Source organism: Pseudomonas capeferrum (assembly GCF_000731675.1).
GTDB lineage: Bacteria > Pseudomonadota > Gammaproteobacteria > Pseudomonadales > Pseudomonadaceae > Aquipseudomonas > Aquipseudomonas capeferrum.
Genome location: NZ_JMIT01000001.1, coordinates 1,007,118 through 1,025,605, shown reverse-complemented (window position 1 = coordinate 1,025,605; position 18,488 = coordinate 1,007,118). Strand labels below are relative to the sequence as shown.

14 protein-coding genes and 1 pseudogene are annotated in these 18,488 nt (G+C 57.0%); 9 read left to right on the top strand and 6 right to left on the bottom strand.

The annotated features are described in order from the left end of the window. The 3 genes from PC358_RS04475 to PC358_RS04465 form a co-directional block, all read right to left on the bottom strand. Window positions 1-1,365 carry a DUF1329 domain-containing protein gene (locus PC358_RS04475; protein WP_033697833.1) on the bottom strand — a complete coding sequence of 455 codons (1,365 nt, stop codon included), beginning with the start codon at window positions 1,363-1,365 and terminating at the stop codon, window positions 1-3. A 12-nt stretch (window positions 1,366-1,377) separates the two neighbouring features. Beyond that, window positions 1,378-3,057 carry a DUF1302 domain-containing protein gene (locus tag PC358_RS04470; RefSeq protein WP_033697832.1) on the bottom strand — a complete coding sequence of 560 codons (1,680 nt, stop codon included), beginning with the start codon at window positions 3,055-3,057 and terminating at the stop codon, window positions 1,378-1,380. A 372-nt stretch (window positions 3,058-3,429) separates the two neighbouring features. Continuing rightward, a complete protein-coding gene (locus PC358_RS04465; RefSeq protein WP_033697831.1) occupies window positions 3,430-3,900 on the bottom strand; it encodes a MarR family winged helix-turn-helix transcriptional regulator in 471 nt (156 codons plus the stop codon). 285 nt (window positions 3,901-4,185) lie between these two features. On the opposite strand from PC358_RS04465, the gene PC358_RS26855 reads away from it, so the two are divergent. From PC358_RS26855 to PC358_RS04435, 6 genes and pseudogenes are all read left to right on the top strand, one after another. Continuing rightward, window positions 4,186-5,139: a PDR/VanB family oxidoreductase gene (locus PC358_RS26855; protein ID WP_047583718.1), complete on the top strand. Its 954-nt coding sequence runs from the start codon at window positions 4,186-4,188 to the stop codon at window positions 5,137-5,139. Between the two features lie 36 nt (window positions 5,140-5,175). After that, window positions 5,176-6,252: an aromatic ring-hydroxylating oxygenase subunit alpha gene (locus PC358_RS04455; RefSeq protein WP_033697829.1), complete on the top strand. Its 1,077-nt coding sequence runs from the start codon at window positions 5,176-5,178 to the stop codon at window positions 6,250-6,252. 143 nt (window positions 6,253-6,395) lie between these two features. Beyond that, a complete protein-coding gene (gene fdhA / locus PC358_RS04450; RefSeq protein WP_033700033.1) occupies window positions 6,396-7,592 on the top strand; it encodes a formaldehyde dehydrogenase, glutathione-independent in 1,197 nt (398 codons plus the stop codon). Window positions 7,593-7,784: 192 nt separating this feature from the next. After that, entirely contained in the window at window positions 7,785-9,119 is a 1,335-nt protein-coding gene (locus tag PC358_RS04445) for an MFS transporter (RefSeq protein ID WP_033697828.1), read from the top strand. A 31-nt stretch (window positions 9,120-9,150) separates the two neighbouring features. Continuing rightward, window positions 9,151-10,425, top strand: coding sequence for an OprD family porin (locus PC358_RS04440; protein WP_050506054.1), 1,275 nt, complete (start codon window positions 9,151-9,153; stop codon window positions 10,423-10,425). Between the two features lie 80 nt (window positions 10,426-10,505). Then, a pseudogene (locus PC358_RS04435) lies at window positions 10,506-10,715 on the top strand (transposase); the annotation flags it as partial. A 56-nt stretch (window positions 10,716-10,771) separates the two neighbouring features. Here PC358_RS04435 and PC358_RS04430 read toward each other — a convergent pair. Together PC358_RS04430 and PC358_RS04425 are read right to left on the bottom strand one after the other, a co-directional pair. After that, on the bottom strand, window positions 10,772-11,074 hold the full coding sequence (locus tag PC358_RS04430; protein ID WP_277604287.1) for a hypothetical protein: 303 nt from the start codon (window positions 11,072-11,074) through the stop codon (window positions 10,772-10,774). A gap of 65 nt (window positions 11,075-11,139) precedes the next feature. After that, window positions 11,140-12,090, bottom strand: a complete 951-nt coding sequence (locus tag PC358_RS04425; protein ID WP_033697826.1) for a GlxA family transcriptional regulator — start codon at window positions 12,088-12,090, stop codon at window positions 11,140-11,142. Window positions 12,091-12,196: 106 nt separating this feature from the next. On the opposite strand from PC358_RS04425, the gene PC358_RS04420 reads away from it, so the two are divergent. The 3 genes from PC358_RS04420 to PC358_RS04410 all read left to right on the top strand — a co-directional run bounded on the left by PC358_RS04420 (window position 12,197) and on the right by PC358_RS04410 (window position 16,891). After that, a complete protein-coding gene (locus PC358_RS04420; RefSeq protein WP_033697825.1) occupies window positions 12,197-12,994 on the top strand; it encodes an SDR family NAD(P)-dependent oxidoreductase in 798 nt (265 codons plus the stop codon). 124 nt (window positions 12,995-13,118) lie between these two features. Further along, window positions 13,119-14,126: a zinc-binding alcohol dehydrogenase family protein gene (locus tag PC358_RS04415; RefSeq protein ID WP_033697824.1), complete on the top strand. Its 1,008-nt coding sequence runs from the start codon at window positions 13,119-13,121 to the stop codon at window positions 14,124-14,126. A gap of 356 nt (window positions 14,127-14,482) precedes the next feature. Then, window positions 14,483-16,891: a TonB-dependent siderophore receptor gene (locus PC358_RS04410; RefSeq protein ID WP_033697823.1), complete on the top strand. Its 2,409-nt coding sequence runs from the start codon at window positions 14,483-14,485 to the stop codon at window positions 16,889-16,891. Between the two features lie 225 nt (window positions 16,892-17,116). Here the strand turns inward: PC358_RS04410 and PC358_RS04405 are convergent, their stop codons facing one another. Next, window positions 17,117-18,229, bottom strand: a complete 1,113-nt coding sequence (locus PC358_RS04405; protein ID WP_050506103.1) for an MFS transporter — start codon at window positions 18,227-18,229, stop codon at window positions 17,117-17,119. Between the last annotated feature and the right edge of the window lie 259 nt (window positions 18,230-18,488).

Here is an 18,488-nt window from a genome sequence, read left to right as displayed (position 1 = left end):
TCAGCGCACGCCCCGCCCGGCCATTGCGGCAGGTGAGAATTCAGCAGGTTTGTAACGTTCGACCGAGGCGTACTGCTGAGCTTTGCCGGTGTAAACGTTCTGGATGAACCAGGCACCGGACACCAGGTCGTAGAAGCCCGAAGACAACTGGGCCACCGCCGGCAGGTCTGGCATCACCGCAGGCAGCGACCACAGGGTCTTGGCCAACTGACCATTGGCGTCCCAGCGGTCACCGAGCATGGCTTGCCATGTGTCCTCGTCGAGGTAGTACCGCCCTTTGGGCAACTGGTGACGCTTGCCGGGTGCAAGTTCGGCGTCTACCACCCACACACGATGGAGCTCCCAGCGCACTTGGTCGGGGTTCAGGTGATGTTTGTCGAACAGGTCTTCAGGCTTGCCGGCAGCTTGGACCTTGTTGGTGTTGTAGGGGATGTACATCTCTTGCTTGCCCACCAACTTCCAGTTGAAGCGGTCCAGCCGACCTTGGAACACACTCAGCTCATCGAACGACATCACGCCTGCGGTCGCCGGCGTAGGGGTGTCGCAGCAGGCGTTGGGCAGCTTGCGCACTCGTCGTTGGCCGGTCAGGTAGACGTGGGCCTGAGACTTGTCGCCATTAAGGTTGGTACGACCCATGATCTGCTCGCCTGCCCGCAATGGCGGGCCAACGTTGAGCAGGCGGAACAGCCAATAGTCACCGTCGAAGCTGGCGGCGTTACCATCCTTGTAGTAATAGGGCATCTCCTGCACCGCTTTGCCGTCAGTGGTGAGCACTTGGGCGCCATCGGCAGTCATCAGGTAATGCCGGAAATCCATCGCCAGTGACGTGCCGCGCCAGTTGAGGATGTGGTTCCACATCGCCTCTGTGCCGTCTTTCGGGATCGGGAACGGAATACCGCCGTAGGCACCTTCGGGCACAAGGCCTGCACTGCTTTGCACCAGCTTGGCGTGCTTGGCATTGTTCAGGGTGTTGTCGTACACCCATTGCGGAGCTGCAGCGCTGCGCCGGGTTGGATAAACGTCGATGCGATAGGTTTCCGGGTAACGCTTGAACATGGCTTTGGTGCCATCGCTGAGCTTGGCCGCGTACTGGTCCATGTTCTTGCTAGTGATGCTGAACAGCGGTTTGTCAGCGGCAAACGGATCGCCGCGTTTGCCACCCTCTTTGAACGAGGGGTCCACCTTTGTGTAGCCGCCGTCCCAGGCCGGAATGCTGCCGTCGGCGTTACCGGCGCGCTCAGCGCCCAGCGGCGTCAGTTGCTTGCCCAGATCATCCGGGCCAGCGGCTTGCACGGGTTGCAAACTGAGCGCGGCAGCGCCGAGCAGGGCCACACAAAAGTGCTTGAGTGAGAAAGGAATGTTCATGCACGCGTCCCCTCAGAATGTTGTTTTGACCGAGAAGGCCAGGTAGTCCCGGTCTTTCAGTGATTGTTTGAACGTAAACTGGCTGGCGGCGTTGAGGTTGGTGTCCTCTGGGCCGTAGTAGTGGGTGTAGGTCAGGCCGAAAGTGACGCGGTCCAGGTAGGTGGCACTCAGGCCGATGTTGAAATCGCCACCGCGGTCCGGGCCGAAGCTGCTGATCACCGCCGATTTACCCATGGGGAAGTAGCTGATGCCTACTGGCACACTGAGGTCGATGCCAGGGAAAATCTGCCGATATGTCGGGCTGTACACCAGCTTGATGCCAACGCCGTCGTCGGTAGCGCTCGGGTCAAGCGCAGCACGGTTCTTGGTGACACTGAGCAAGCGGTTCCAGGCGATTTCGCCGACCAGGCTTGCCTCGTTGGCGATGAACGAGGGGCCCAGCGACGCCAGCATGTTCAGGTTCAGGTGCGCCGTGCGCCCCACGGCATAAAGCGGATGGTTGTCATTGTCGGCAACCATGCCCGGTGTAACGGTCTGGCCATTGGAAACCAGCGGCATATTCCAGCGCATGGAGGCTTCACCGGCGAAGCTGTACTCATCCAGCGTGGTGGCAAAGCTTGCGCCCAGTGCACGGATCTCTTCGGGATAGACCCAGTAGTATTCGCCGATCTGGCCAGTGGCGAAGTTCGGTCCGGTAGCGCTTGGCTTCAAGTACAGCTTGGGGGATTTGTCGTGGTACTGGATGGCGTAGAGGCCGTACTCAACGGTGTCGGCGGTGTAGCGCAACTGCAGGCCGCCCTGCCCCGAGCTCTTGGCTTCTTTGTCGTTGCCGTGGAAAAAGGCTGCCGGGCTGCCGGGGTTGCCGCCCAAAAATGGCGGAAACGGTGCGCCGACAATCAGTCGCTCGTTACCTTCGCCAATGGTGTCGCTAACCGAAAAATAGCTGCCAGCCCCCGGCAAACGGGTTTCTTCCCATTCGAACTGGTAGTAAGCGCCGACTGACAACGCATCCGTCAGTTGATAGGTGGTAGACAGCTGGCTGACCGGCCGGGTGATTTCCTTGAACTGGGTGTTGGGTACCGACACCGCCTTGACCACGTCTACCGGTGCCATGCCGCCAGCGATACCGTTGGCGCCGAAGAACAGGCTTTCACCCCAGATCAGCCCGTGGCGGCCCAGGCGTACCGAGAGCGCGCGGTTGGCCAGGTCACCGTTCCAGTAGACAAAGGCATCCAGTAGTTCGCCGTCGCCGCCGTGCAAGTGGCGGGTATCGTCGGTGAATTCGTCGTAAGCAACCGAACGCTGGTTGGCCCGCGTCGGGTCATTGTTGTCGTTGTCTTTCTGGTATTCGGTATCGAACCAGCCCGCGCCACTGATCCGCGCGCCGTATTCGCGGTAGCCAATGTCAAGTTCAGAGAGTACATCCAGGCGGTTGGAGATCAGGCCCTTGTTGAAGTTGCGGTCGCCATCGTCCTGGTTCAACGCCACCGAGGTGCTGCTGAGCTTGCTGCTTTGGTCCTTCAGGCGCCAGGCAGAACTGTACTTGAGCGTGTTGTCCCACCGCAGACTGAGGTCAGGGTTGTCGGTCTGCACTTCAAACGCCTGGGCACATGGAAGACCGCAGACCATGGCAGTGGCGAGCGTCAGAGTGAAAGGCGCACGCCGCGCTGCGGCGATGGAGCGAATAGCCATCGAACGAACCCTCTTTTATTGTTTTTGTTGGCAATTTTCTTTGGCACCACGGCCGGACGAGGCGAACGGGATCGTTGCGATCGACCTGCCGAGGTGAAGTCAGCTGGCGGGATAGACCAGAAGACGGGAACAGGTTGACCTCAGTGCAGGGCTCTGACTAATCGCTTGTTGGGATGTGACCTATCGGCAATCGCGATACTTGGCGTCAAGTATTGAATCGTTCGGTAGCGATGGTCCGAGGGGGAAGCATGCCCGCGCAAAGGTGCGAAGGCTGCCTGGAAGGTTGATAGCGGAAGGGGTGCGCCGCTGGCTGGTAGCGTTACTTCAGGAGCAGCTTGGTCGCCGAGCGGATCAAGAGCATTGTCAGCACGCTCAGGGTTTCTCTGGGTCGTAGTCGTTGACGTGGGAGACCTGGGTGTTCAAGCGTCCAAGCAAGTTGATCAAGGTATCGACTTCGGCTGACGAGAGGCCACTCAGCAAGCGACGCTCTCGCTCAAGCGCAACCATCAACACCCGGTTGTACAACTGCACACCGCTCTCGGTAAGCGAAACGGTGTAGCGCCTTCCGTCAGCAGGATCCACTTCCGTACGAACTCGCCCTGCCACCTCCAGCGCCTGTAGAGAGCGGCTAACAGCGCTTTTGTCGAGACCGATCACCTGGCAGATACGATTCGCCGTAATCCCGCTTTCCACTGCCAGCATGGACAGCATCCTCCACTCCACAACGCCAATCCCGAAGTGTTTGCGATAGCACTGCGAAGCACCTGAGGAGAGTTTGTTCGACAAAAAATTCAGCAGCGCGGGCACATAGCGAGCGAGGTCTAGCTTGGGGGCAGTGGACATCGAGAGCACACCTTCAATCGGCCTTGGAAAAAATTAGTTGACACCGCAACCAATTGATCCGAGGATTTACTCAACCGATAGCTGGGGCCAGCCCAGCATGATATGCCGTCACAGCACCTCACAAAAATAATTATCAGGTAGTGCCATGAACACTCGCCACCTAGTCACTTCCCGCGTGCCTGGCTGCAAGCCAGAGCTGCCGCCATTCGCGCCAGGCTGACCTCCTCCCGGTCGATCCTTTACCTGTGAATTTTCATTAGCCACTTGAATGTGGAGGGATGAGTCATGTTTGAAGTCAACGTCAGCCGCAAGGCAATCGAAGCAGAAGGGGTTTGCAGCTTTGAATTGAGCCCCTTGGATGGCGGATCACTTCCACCATTTGAAGCCGGTGCCCACATCGACGTTCATATACCAGGCGGGTTCATTCGCCAGTACTCGCTGTGCAATGACCCACGAGAGCGTAATCGCTATCTCATCAGTGTTCTGAAGGAGCCTAGCTCCCGCGGCGGCTCGGAGGCAATGCACTCAGCTGTAGAGCAAGGCCAAACGCTGGCGATCAGTGCGCCACGCAATCTGTTCCAGCTCGACCACAGCGCAAAGCGCCACCTGCTGTTTGCCGGAGGCATTGGTATTACCCCAATCCTGGCCATGGCTTATGAACTTTCGCATCGCAGCCTGGAGTTCGAGCTTCATTACTGCTTCCGCTCCAGCGACCGTGCAGCATTCGTCAACGCACTTGCTCATGCGCCGTTCGCGGACCGCATCACTTTCCATGATGACAGCGGCGTGCAGCAGCAAAAACTGAATGCCGCCGCCATTCTCGATACGGTCGATCAAGGTTGCCACCTGTATGTGTGCGGCCCCACCGGCTTCATGAACCACATTCTGGAAACCGGCGAGGCTGCCGGCTGGCCTCAAGCGCGCATGCATCGAGAGTTCTTTGCGGGCCAGATCAGTGACCAGGGTTCAAACACGCCCTTCGAGGTAGTGCTCGCCAGGAGCGGTAGAACCTTTGAAATTCCAGTCGACCGCAGCGTATTCGAGGTGTTGGACGACGCGGGAATTGAAGTTCAAACATCCTGCGAACAAGGCGTGTGTGGCACATGCGTGACACGCGTGCTGGAGGGTATCCCGGATCACAGAGATCAATTCATGACTGCCGATGAACACGCCAGGAATGATTGCTTCACACCGTGCTGCTCCCGGGCAAAGTCACATCGACTCGTACTTGACCTCTGATCTCAAACCAAAACATTCACTGCAACGGAGACACCCATGACTGCCTCTCCCCTTCAGTCACTCGCCCAGGATATTGCACCCGCCAAGCCTTCCACATTCCCGCTCAATCAATGGTATGTGGCTGGGTTGGGCTGGGAGCTCAAGGATCGTCCCGTTGGCCGAACCTTGCTGAACAAATCAGTCGTGTTGTTCCGCACTGCGGATGGCAAGGTGGCGGCACTCGAAGACCGATGCTGTCACAGGGCACTGCCGCTGTCCGATGGAACACTTGAAGCCAGCGGCCTTCGTTGCGGCTATCACGGTCTCTTGTTCAATGAAGCCGGTAAATGCATTGAGATCCCCGGCCAGGAAAAAATACCTAGCAAAGCAAAAGTGGCAGCCTTTCACGTGGTTGAAAAAGATCAGATCGTTTGGATCTGGTTTGGTAGCCCCGAACACCCAGCACCTATCGATGAACCTCCTGCCTACGATGTTCACACCAATGGGCATTATCTTTTTGATGGTGACGTGTATCACTACGACGCGCCCTATCAGCTCATACACGACAACTTGATGGATCTGAGCCATTTGGGCTATGTCCACCTACGCACCATTGGCGGCAACGCCAGCGTTCACATGAATGCGCAAATGACGGTAGAAAGTGACGACCATTCGGTTCGCGTCGTTCGACACATGCCTGACTCCGTCCCACCTCCGACCTATGTCGCCGCCTATCCATTCAAAGGCAGTGTCGATCGGTGGCAGGAAATTGAGTTTCATATCAGCCACCTGCGTATTTGGACCGGCGCTGTAGATGCCGGAACCGAGCCCCTGGACAATCCGCAGCGGGGCGGCTTCCACATGCGCGGCTTCCACGGCGTGACCCCGGAAACCGAAACCACTAGCCATTACTTCTGGACCATCGCCACCAATCCGGAAAGCAATCACGAAGAAGTCAAAGCGAAAGTAGTTGAGCAAACGATAATGACATTTGATGAGGATAAAGTTGTTATCGAATCCCAATACAAGAACATTTGTAGATTCGGTGAACGGCCGATGATTGATATTCATGTTGACGTCGGTGCCAACAGGGCCCGCCGGATCATAGAAAGGCTTTGTCACTCCACCCGTTGAGTGCCCAGTGCATTTATATCGTGCGGGTATCTATGCACTCTTTTTACATGCAACACGTGCAACACCGTCCACGCGGCTATAGGTGACGCACTGTGATGAGTGAAACTTGTTCAACGACAATTACAATAGAGCGAGGCATGGCTATGTCTGAAAATCGTGGTGTTGTGTATCTCGGTGCCGGCAAGGTAGAGGTACAAAAAATTGACTACCCCAAGATGCAGGATCCGCGCGGCAAGAAGATCGAGCACGGCGTGATCCTCAAGGTGGTGTCTACGAATATCTGCGGCTCCGACCAGCACATGGTTCGCGGCCGCACCACTGCCCAGGTCGGCCTGGTATTGGGCCACGAGATCACCGGCGAAGTCATCGAGAAAGGCCGCGATGTAGAGCATCTGCAAATCGGTGATCTGGTATCGGTTCCGTTCAACGTCGCCTGCGGTCGCTGCCGCTCCTGTAAAGAGATGCACACAGGTGTGTGCCTCACCGTAAATCCGGCCCGCGCCGGGGGTGCCTACGGCTATGTCGACATGGGTGACTGGACCGGTGGCCAGGCCGATTACGTACTGGTGCCGTACGCCGACTTCAACCTGCTGAAACTGCCGAACCGCGACAAGGCCATGGAGAAGATCCGTGACCTGACTTGCCTGTCCGACATCCTGCCCACCGGCTACCATGGTGCCGTCACCGCGGGTGTCGGCCCTGGCAGCACCGTTTATGTGGCCGGTGCCGGCCCTGTCGGTTTGGCAGCCGCTGCTTCGGCACGCCTACTCGGCGCGGCATGCGTCATCGTCGGTGACCTCAACCCGGCCCGCCTGGCCCACGCCAAGGCCCAGGGCTTCGAGGTCGTCGACCTGTCCAGAGACACCCCGCTTCACGAGCAGATCATCGATATCCTCGGTGAGCCGGAAGTGGACTGTGCCGTGGATGCCGTTGGCTTCGAGGCACGCGGCCACGGCCATGAAGGCGCCAAGCACGAAGCCCCGGCCACCGTGCTCAACTCGCTGATGCAAGTGACCCGTGTCGCCGGCAAGATCGGCATCCCTGGCCTGTACGTGACCGAAGACCCCGGGGCATCGGACGCCGCTGCCAAGATCGGAGCTCTGAGCATCCGCTTCGGCCTGGGCTGGGCCAAGTCTCACAGCTTCCACACTGGCCAGACTCCGGTGATGAAGTACAACCGCGCGCTCATGCAGGCGATCATGTGGGATCGCATCAACATTGCCGAGGTGGTCGGCGTACAGGTGATCAGCCTTGATCAAGCACCTGAAGGTTATGGAGAGTTCGATGCGGGGGTGCCGAAGAAGTTCGTGATCGACCCGCACAAAACCTTTAACCACTAGTACGTAATTCATTGAGGGCCTGGGCATCTGCACTACCTGATGTCTGGGTTCACATCACGCTTTGCATGCGCCACTGATCACAACAATAAAAAGGTAACGCCATGTCTTCCCAACTTTCCCCTCATGCAGGGCAGTGCATCCTGTCCGCTGGCTCACTCTCTGGGCCTTCCAATATGCGTGAGGCCGGCAATCATGAGTAACTACCCCGCGAATCAGCTTGATGAGAAAAGAATGTCCGCCTTCCAATGGTGGGTTATCGCACTCTGTTTTGTAATCAACATGCTGGACGGATTCGACGTGTTAGTAATGGCCTTTACGGCTTCTTCCGTAGCCGCTGACTGGGGCCTCAGTGGCCTGCGACTTGGCTATCTGCTTAGCGCGGGTTTAGTCGGCATGGCAATCGGATCGCTTTTCATCGCGCCTTGGGCTGATCGCTTCGGCCGTCGCCCGTTAATCCTTGTATGCATAGCCGTGGCCGGGGCAGGCATGCTCGCTTCCTCGCAGGCTACCGGTCCTGGAATGCTCGCCGCCTTCCGTTTCGTTACCGGCTTGGGTATCGGTGGTATTTTGGCCAGTAGCTATGTAATCGCAGGCGAGTATGCCAATAAACGTTGGCGGGGGCTTGCAATCAGCCTCCAATCAACGGCCTACGCGCTGGGTGCAACAATTGGCGGAGTAATCGCCGCGAAGATGATTCCTGCGTTGGGTTGGAGGTCCGTTTTCCTTTATGGTGGCTTCGTTACGCTAGCAATACTGCCTGTGTTGTTTTTGTGGCTGCCAGAATCGCTTGCATTTCTGATGTCGAGAAAATCTGATGTAGCAATCAAACGTATCAACCAGTTGCGGCTCAGAGTTAAACTCGCACCGCTCGACGAAATGCCTGAGTCGACCCACGCCACACGCACCTCTCTACGTGCATCGTTTGCTCAGCTGTTCTCCCCCGCCCTATTGCGGTCTACTTTGCTGATTTGGGTATCCTTCTTCCTGGTCATGTTCGGTTTTTATTTTGTGATGAGCTGGACTCCGAGGTTGCTGGTGACCGCGGGACTGTCCAACGAACAAGGGATCACGGGAGGAGTGTTGCTCAACGTCGGTGGTATTTTCGGCACAGCACTAGTAGGACTATTGGCAGCACGCTTCCGGTTATCCAAGGTGCTGATGATCTATCTCCTGACCAACGCACTGCTGCTTGCCGTTTTTGTGAAATTTACAGATGCGCTGCATTTAGCATTTGTACTTGCTGTTTTGATTGGTATTTTTGTGAATGGTTGTGTGGCAGGGCTCTACGCGCTGACACCGTCTATCTATGACGCTAGCCAGCGCGTGACGGGTTTGGGTTGGGGTATCGGCATTGGTCGAGCAGGCGCCATTGCCTCACCGCTTGTGGCCGGACAACTTATCGATGCCCATTGGAACCCCTCTGACTTGTACCTGCTATTTGCAATGGCCTTTGTTCTCGCATCGATCGCTGTCGCACTTCTAGGACGTAGTTCACTTAAGCCTCTCCACACTGCAACAAGCCTCTGAGATATCAAAGAACAATAAGAAGGTAAATCCGATGCGACGTAACGCTGAATGCCTGATGCAGTGTGCGCTGGGCGTGCCATTTCTTTGCATGAGCACATTTGTTTCAGCAGCTTTTTTTGAAGACAGTACTATTGCCTTAACGAACAGGAACTATTATCTCGATCGTGACTACAAAGGAGACTCGCCGATTTCGGCCGTTCGCGAATGGGCCCAAGGCTTCATTCTCAGGGCAAACTCAGGATATACAGAGGGTCCTGTAGGTTTTGGTTTGGACCTCACCGGGATGCTGGGGGTGAAGCTTGATTCGTCACCTCAGCGATCAGGCACCCAGCTCTTGCCTATAGATCCACAGACACGAAGGGCAAAGGACGAATATTCTGAGCTTGGCGCTACGGTGAAAGCTCGCTTCTCTAAAACGAGTCTTTCAGTGGGTACTCAACTTCCTTCGCTTCCCGTGATTACTGCAAGCCCCGCGCGATTGCTGCCACAAACCTTCAGGGGGGCGTCGGTGACCAGTTCAGAAATTGAGAACTTGACCTTGCAGGCTGGACGAATGGATAGGGTCAATCTAAGGGATTCTACGAACAATCAGCCGATAGCAATGGCCTCACCGAATGGCCGCTTCAAGTCTGGCGTTTTTTCAGATCGCTTCGAGTACCTGGGTGGCGAGTACCGTTTCGCCGATAACTTTACGGCACGCTATTACCATGCAGATCTCGAAAACATCTACGCACAAGACTTCATTGGGGGTATTCATTCCATTGCACTTGGATCCGGTAGGCTCAAGACCGAGCTGCGAGTATTCGACAGCCGTGAGAGCGGGCGCGCAGAGGCAGGTAAAGTAGACAATCTTAACGCTGGCTTGACGCTTAGTTACCTAACGGGTGGACATACGCTTGGAGTAGGCTACATGTATCAAACGGGAGATACTGCCTTCGCCTATCTGGCCGGGGGCGAGCCTGTCGTTCTCAGTGATGGTACGATGAGCGCGGATTTCGTGAACCCCAAAGAACGAACAATGCTTCTGCGATACGACTACAATTTTGTAGCCATGGGTGTCCCTGGACTAGCGGGTATGATCCGCTACCTCAGAGGTACGAACATCGATCTGCCCAGCCTTGGGGGGAGCAATCTGACGGAGTCCTCAAAAGACCTGGAGCTTTCATATGTTGTACAGTCCGGCCCTGCAAAAGACCTCGCCCTTCGCATTCGCCATGCCTTTTACAGGAATGACTTGAGTTCCGGCGCGAGCTTCAGAAGTGATAACGAAACCAGAATAAACATCGATTACACTGTAAAATTTTAGTAGTGCGATAACGTCTATGAATCGCCCCTGGTTTCCTAGACACCTCCAAGCCTCATAATGAGGCCCAAATAGGAGGTGCCATGAGTCGTCAGCGTTACCCCGAAGAATTCAAGATCGAAGCGGTCAAGCAAGTGACCGAAAAAGGCAAATCTGTCGCCGATGTCGCCCAGCGCCTGGGCATGTCCGTGCACAGCCTTTACGCCTGGATCAAGGTCTATAGCAAGCGTCAGCAAGACGACGATCGGCAGGCCGAACTGCGCAAGCTACGCGCTGAACTCAAGAGCGTGACGTAAGAGCGAGACATCCAATCGCCCCCTAATGAGCCGCCGCAGCTCATTGCGCCGCATCACGCCTTTGCCTCAGGGCTAACAAGCAGTGGCAGCAGCTCCGAAACTAACGCTTTCGCATCCTGTTCGTACCCTTCGCGCCAACGGCCAGACCAATCGCAAGGACGCCCATCATCCTCCCACTCGGCCAATGCCAGCGCATTTACAATTTCCATCTCAAACCAAAGGGTCTGCCACCTTTCTGCATCTGACACCAAGATTGAGTTTTGCCAGGCGAATTCGGTCTGCGCTACGAAGCTCGACCAACACAGCAGATCCTGAGGTGCTTCCCGCGCCAGTACCATCAATTCCGAAACTGTCATCACAAACTTCCTCCACTGACTAAAGTCGCGATTGGCGCACACACATAACCGTTTAGCACCGCTTCTTAAGCAGGTACCACCCGCCGTGCATCCCTTCGCACCGCTTGTGGCGGTACGCCGAATCCGCGGATGAATACCTCGCGCATATGCCGACGATCCCTAAAACCAGTTTCTTTAGCCACCACATCCAGGCTGTGTCGGCTCTGCTCAATCATCAATCGGGCAGCCTCAAGACGAAGACGCTCTATGGCCTTGGCCGGTGATTGCCCGGTCTCGGCGGTGAACACGCGGGTGAACTGCCGGGGGCTCAGGTGCACAACTTCAGCGAGTTCCTCAACACTCAACGGACGACTCAAATTTTTGCGAGCGTAATCCAGAGCGCTTTGAATCCGATCCGACTTCGGTGCAAGCGTCAGCAGTTCGGAGTGTTGGGATTGCCCACCCGAGCGGCGCTGATGCATCACGAGCTTGCGCGCCACGGACCTGGCCATTTCGGCTCCCAGGTCTTTTTCCACCATACCCAGCGCCATATCCAGGGCAGCGGTCATGCCGGCGGACGTCCAGATCTGCCCGTCCACAATGAATATCCGATCTTCTTCGACTTCAATCTTCGGATGCAGCTCGCGCAGCTTTTTCGCATAGGCCCAATGCGTCGTTGCACGCCGATAATCCAGCACGCCTGCCTGAGCCAACACAAAACAGCCCGTACAAAGGCCCGCAGTGCGCCGTGCGCCGTCGACAAAGCCCCGCACACTGGCCAGCACGTCTGCACCAGGAGGCGTCAATGGCGTCAAAGTCCCCGTAATCATCCAGGTATCGGCCAAACCAGGAGCCCCAAGAGGAAGCGTATCCATGTACATCCCCAGAGAAGAGCGCACTGTGCCACCCTCCATGGAGAAATTCTGGATTCTGTAAACCGTTTCGCCCGCGACGATGTTGGCGAATTCGAATACCGCCTGCGTTGCCAGCGACATGACCTGGAAACCTTCGGTAATTAGGTAGCCGACCCGGTGCATGGTAGAGCTCCACTGTTCAATGTCCTAAAACCGTATTATATGCGTCGTTTAAGACAACAGCGCTATTCTGCATCATGGCTCCACACCCAAACACCGGAGCATCACCATGACGCAGCAATTCAAGGGCACCGCCCTCATCACCGGCGCCTCCACCGGAATCGGATCGATCTACGCAGAACGCTTGGCCCGCCGGGGTTACGATTTGGTGCTGGTCGCCCGTAACCGGGAGCGCCTCAACACCTTGGCCAGCCGGCTCACCAGCGAAACCCGGCAGAACGTAGAGGTGTTTCCGGCAGACCTCGCCAAGGCAGATGACCTCGCCAAGGTAGAACGCAAACTGCGTGAAGACGCCAGCATCAGCCTGCTTGTGAACAACGCAGGCATCGGCACCCACACCAGCCTGCTGGAAAGTGATGTCGAGCGCATGGCCGAAATGATCACCCTCAACGTGACCGCCCTCACCCGCCTTACCTACGCCGCCATCCCAGGATTTACCGCTCGCAAGCACGGCGCCGTCATCAATATCTCGTCCATCGTGAGCCTGGCGCCAGAACTGCTCAATGGCGTGTATGGCGGCAGCAAGGCCTATGTGACCGCGTTCACTCAGTCCCTGCACAAGGAGCTTGCGGATAAAGGCATCAAAATCCAGGCGGTGCTACCAGGGGCCACAGCCACCGACTTCTGGCAGATCGGTGGCTTGCCTGTCGAGAACCTCGATCCGGGCATCGTGATGTCGGCCCAAGACCTGGTGGACGGGGCCCTGCAGGATTTCGACGACGGTGTGTTGATCTCCATCCCCTCGATGCATGACTTGCAAGCTTTCGAACGCTACGAAGCCAGCCGACAGGCCATGTTCAGTCAGCTTTCCAGCAATCTGCTTGCTCCGCGTTACAACGCCAAATGATCAGCAGGACAAACGCTACCCACCATTTTCACCGCAGGCGACAAAGTCTTACTCCATTCAGGCTATTTCTTGAGTGAATCGAAACGTCTAGCCTTAACCCACATTCAATCAGAGAGTCAAACCAATGAAGGCCGTCGTCTACACCCAACCCGGTTTGCCGATCCAAAACCCTCAATCGCTGTACGACACGGAGCTGCCCACCCCGACACCCGGTGCCCGGGACCTCCTTGTCGAGGTCAAGGCTATCGCCGTCAACCCGGTTGATACGAAGATCCGTGCAAGCCGTGGCGGTGAGCAACCACAGGTGCTGAGCTGGGATGCCGTCGGCGTCGTCCGTGAGGTAGGTGCTGAAGTGACGTTGTTCCAACCGGGCGATGAGGTTTTCTACGCCGGTGCTATCGACCGCCCGGGCACCTACAGTGAGCTTCACGTAGTGGATGAACGCATCGTCGGGCACAAGCCTCGCAGCTTGGATAATGCGAGTGCCGCTGCCCTCCCCCTGACCTCGATTACCGCGTGGGAGCTGCTGTTTGACCGCTTGGGCGTTGTCGAAAATGCAGGTAAAGGCCAAAGCCTTCTGGTTATCGGCGCGGCTGGCGGGGTGGGTTCGATTTTGGTTCAGCTGGCCAGCAAGCTCACGCAGCTGACCGTCATCGGCACCGCCTCAAGGCCTGAGACCCAGGCGTGGGTCAAGGAACTGGGTGCCCATCATGTCATCGACCACTCCAAGCCGATCGCGCCTCAGTTGCAAGCGCTCGGGCTCGATACGGTCGATTATGTGATCAGCCTGACGCACACCGACACCTACCTTGCGCAGCTGGTGGAAGTGCTTCGTCCACAAGGCAAACTGGCGCTGATCGACGACCCCGCACAGCTGGATGTAATGCCACTCAAACGCAAGTCGCTGTCACTGCACTGGGAGCTGATGTTCACACGTTCGTTGTACAAAACCGAGGACATGATCAAGCAGCACCAATTGCTCGAGCGTGTTTCAAAGCTGATCGATGACGGTGTACTCAAAACCACCGTGGGTGAGCACTTCGGCACGATCAACGCCGATAATCTCAAGCGCGCGCACGCCGTAATCGAAAGTGGCAAGGCACGCGGCAAGATTGTCCTGAAAGGCTTTTGATGGCTACACCGGCCTGCCCTCACGGCCATCACATTGTCCTGGACTGAGCCCCTCGTCCTTGGAGCACAAGGCCGATCAGGTTCAGGCGAAGTCTGCAGCCTCCGCCGCACGATTGGTCGAAAAGCTTGAGTAAAAGCGTCTGTGATTTGCCCGCAGACAAGCTGGCCATCACAACATGTAAGAGACACAGTCTACATAGCGACATCACGACCACTCGGCCGTCACAGAACCGTAAAACACCAATTGACAACCACGAGAGAACCGAAGGATTATGCGCGCCGCCTTTATGCGAAGCATTACCATTAGCAATACGTTTCGTAATGGGAGCCTGCGTTCTATCGAACAGGAGTCAATGGATGTCCACTCGTTTTGCTTCAGCCACCAGCCTTCGCCAAGCCGCACTCGCGGTCAGCCTGTCTGGCACGCTGCTAACCACCGCCACTGTCTGGGCCGAACCTTTTGCTTACAGTATCCCGGCGGGCTCCCTCGCTAGCACCATAGATAAATTCGCGAAGGCCAGCGGAGTAGTTGTCAATTTCAGCAATGAAGCAGTTGCGGGGCTTAACAGTGAAGGGCTGCGAGGTAACTACGAGGTAGACCAGGGCTTGGCTCTACTGCTGCAAGGTACAGGCCTGCAGTTACTGCAAGCTGGAGAAAAGCGTTACGCGCTGGTTCGTCCCCGCCAGGACGGTTCGATGGAGCTTGCAGCCACCACCGTTTCCAGCGTGGGACTCGGCGCCACCACCGAAGGCACTGGCAGCTACACCACGGGCTCGGCCAACACCGCGACAGGCCTGCGCCTCTCGGCACGAGAGACACCGCAATCTATCAGCGTAGTGACCCGTCAGCAGATCGAAGATCAGAACCTGAACGAGGTTGCCCAGGTGCTTGAACAGACGCCTGGCGTGGTCGTGGACAGCATGGGGCCGGCTGGCAGCGACGCCAACCACGTTTACGTGCGGGGGTTCGAGGTCGGCAGCATTCAGGTCGACGGCATCAACCGACCGAATACCTATGGCTTCCGGGACGACCTTTCCGACATGGTGAGTTATGACCGGGTCGAAGTAGTGCGCGGCGCCACGGGGCTAATGTCCGGCACCGGCGATCCCGGCGCGACCGTGAACCTGATTCGCAAGAAGCCGACGCTCGAAACACAACGTAAGTTGACCCTTAAAGCGGGCTCTTGGGACAACTACCGTCAGGAGTTTGATGTGTCCGGCGCGTTGACGGAAAGTGGCAATGTGCGAGGTCGCTTCGTCGCATCGAACACCAACAGCCAGAGCCACATTGATCGCCAATCCCTGGAAAAGCAGGCAGCATATGGCGTATTGGAATGGGACGTCACCGACAGCACGATGCTGACAGTGGGCGCTGAATATCAAGAGATGGACAGCGACGGGGCAGGTAACCATGGTTTCCCGATGTTCAATTCAGATGGTAGTCACTTCAGCCCTTCCCGCTCATTCAACTCTGCTGCTGACTGGAGCTATCACAAGCGTCGAACTAGAACCGTATTCACCACCTTGGATCACGACCTCGCCAACGGCTGGCATCTGAAACTCAATGCCGAGCACAACCGCCGCAGCTACGATGACGCCTTTGCCACTGCAGCCAGTGGCACCGTCAACCCTGATGGCAGCGGCATCAATACTTGGACTGGCCGTTGGGCCGGCGAGCCTCGTCAAACCTCGTTCGATCTCTCGGCGTCGGGCCCATTTGAGCTTTTCTCCCGCGAGCACCAAGCTTACCTAGGCGCCAGTCACTACAAGGCCTACTATCGTAACGACGGTTATCCTCTGTGGTCGTTCCAGGACATTGACAATATCCATACCTGGGACGGGTCGCTGGCGATACCTGACGCCATCCACACCAAGTCCTCCGAAGATGCTCTAGATGAAACCCAGGATGGACTGGTGACTTCGGTGCGTTGGAGCTTGGCGGATGACCTGTCACTGATCACCGGGGCCCGGGTCATCGACTGGAGACGAGACGAGGTTTCCACCTCCCTGTCATCCGGCGACACCAGCCGCACCTCGCGGAGCGAAACTGGGGTCGTCACCCCTTACATCGGGCTGGTTTATGACCTCAACGAGAACTGGTCGGCCTATGCCAGCTATACCTCCATCTTCAAGCCGCAGAGCAACAAAGATGTCGGAGGTACCTACCTGGATCCGCTGGAGGGCGAGAACTACGAGCTCGGTCTCAAGAGCGAATTCTGGGACAAGCGCCTGACTACGGCGTTTAGCGTATTCGAGGTCCATCAGGACAACCTGGCGGTAGCCGACGGTAGCAACCTGGCCCCGGATGGCAACCAGGCATACCGTGCCGAGTCTGGTACCAAAACGCGGGGCTTCGAGATGGAAATGGCAGGCGAGATTCTGCCGGATTGGCAGGTCTCGGCGAGCTACACCTACGCCGTCAGTAAAGACTCGGACGGCGACCGCCTGAACACTGAAGTGCCGCGAGACACCCTGAAACTCTTCACCAGCTATCGTCTTCAGTCCGTACCGCAGTTGAAGGTGGGCGGTGGAGTGCGTTGGCAAGGTACCGAATACTACAAAGGCGCAGGTCCAAACGACGAAACGTTCACCCAAGACCCCTACAGCGTGGTCGATCTGATGGCGCAATACGCGTTCACGCCGCAAACCAGCGTCTCGCTGAACTTAAACAACGTGTTCGACAAGACTTATTACACCGCGATTGGCTCACGTGGCTGGTATGGCTCCCCGCGCAGCGCCACGGCTACTTTGGTTTATGCGTTTTAACTGAGTGCGTGGATCCTGATGGCTTCTACGCTTGGGGAGCCGCTATCAGCCACACAGTGGGCCTCTCGACGATGCGGCCATCACATCATGAGAACGTTTCTTTCACTCAATTTTCACGTGGTTTGAGAGAACCTGAAGCTATCCCTACGTGTGATAGACCTTGCCCGCCTAGCAGCGGGCTTTCTTTTGCCCGCAAAATCTCACCGGCATTTAGCCAGTACTGGCTTACTTGCGACGGGTCATAGCGCTCAGCACAGCTGCAACAAGCAAAAATACTCCGCTGGCTACGAACGTAGCTTGATAGCCCATCCCGTCGTACAGCACGCCGCCTACCGTTGCCCCTGCAGTAATAGCCAACTGAATCACCGCGACCATCAGGCCACCCCCGGCTTCTGCATCGTGCGGCAGTGCCCTGGCCAACCAAGTAAACCATCCCACGGGAGCACAGGTAGCGATCAGCCCCCAGAAACCCAGCAGAACGGCGACTGGAACGACCCAGCTACCCACCGCAATCACGGCGAATGCAATGGCGGTCATGATCAAGGGTATCCCCATCAGCACCCGATTAAGATGACGTGCAACGAGGGGGCCCACCAACACAGTGCCTACCAATCCTGCGGCGCCAATGATCAGCAGGAGCAGCGAGAGCGTAGCCACATCCACCTGCGTGACCGTTTCCAGGAAGGGCCGCAGATAAGTGAACAGTGTGAACTGCCCCATGAAGAGGAAGGCAACGGCGGCCATGCCGAGCGCGACCCTGCTGTCTCCCAGCAAGCGCAGCGAGCCGGTGGCCGATAACTTGGTCCGCTCACTCGGCATTGCCGGCAGCGTGAAGGCTTGCCAGATCAACGCCAACGCGGCCAACGGCACCACACACAAAAATGCCCCTCTCCAGCCAATGATGCCGCCCAAATAACTCCCGATCGGAGCCGCGACTGCCGTGGCCAATGCGGTACCGCCCTGCATCACGGCAATGGCCTTGGGAACGAGCGCTTCGGGTGCGATGCGCATCATCACCGCTGTGGACATCGACCAGTAACCACCGATGGCAATCCCGAGCACTGCTCGCCCCACCATCAACGTCAGGTAGTTCGGGGCGTATGCCACCATCCCTCCGGAAATCAGCATCAGCGCGGTTGTGGCCAGTAGCACAGGCTTGCGATCGATGCCCTGGGTCAGGGTGGCCAGCAACAGGCTAGTGATCACGGCAAAGAAGCCCGAGATTGAAATGGCCTGCCCGGCCTGGCCTTCAGTCAGCGACAAATCGGATGCAATGGGGGTGAGCAAGCTCACTGGCAGAAACTCAGACGCTACCAGGGCGAAGGCACAGAGTGACATCGCCAGCACAGCACTCCAGACCTGGCGGCTTGAATGCTGAAGGGGTAGTGAATCCCGTTCGAGCGAAACCGGCTCACGCTTGTACAAATTGTTCGCTCCATGGGGCATGTCCGCGGCTCCCGCAGTGAATGAACTGCCATCTTCCTCGCGTAAACCGGCCTACCAGTAGAGCAAATGGCTAGTTTTCTTGCCTAAATCTCCAACCCGTGCTGACCGGGCATGGACATCTCAGGCAGCAAACGCGTAGTGTTTTCCCACG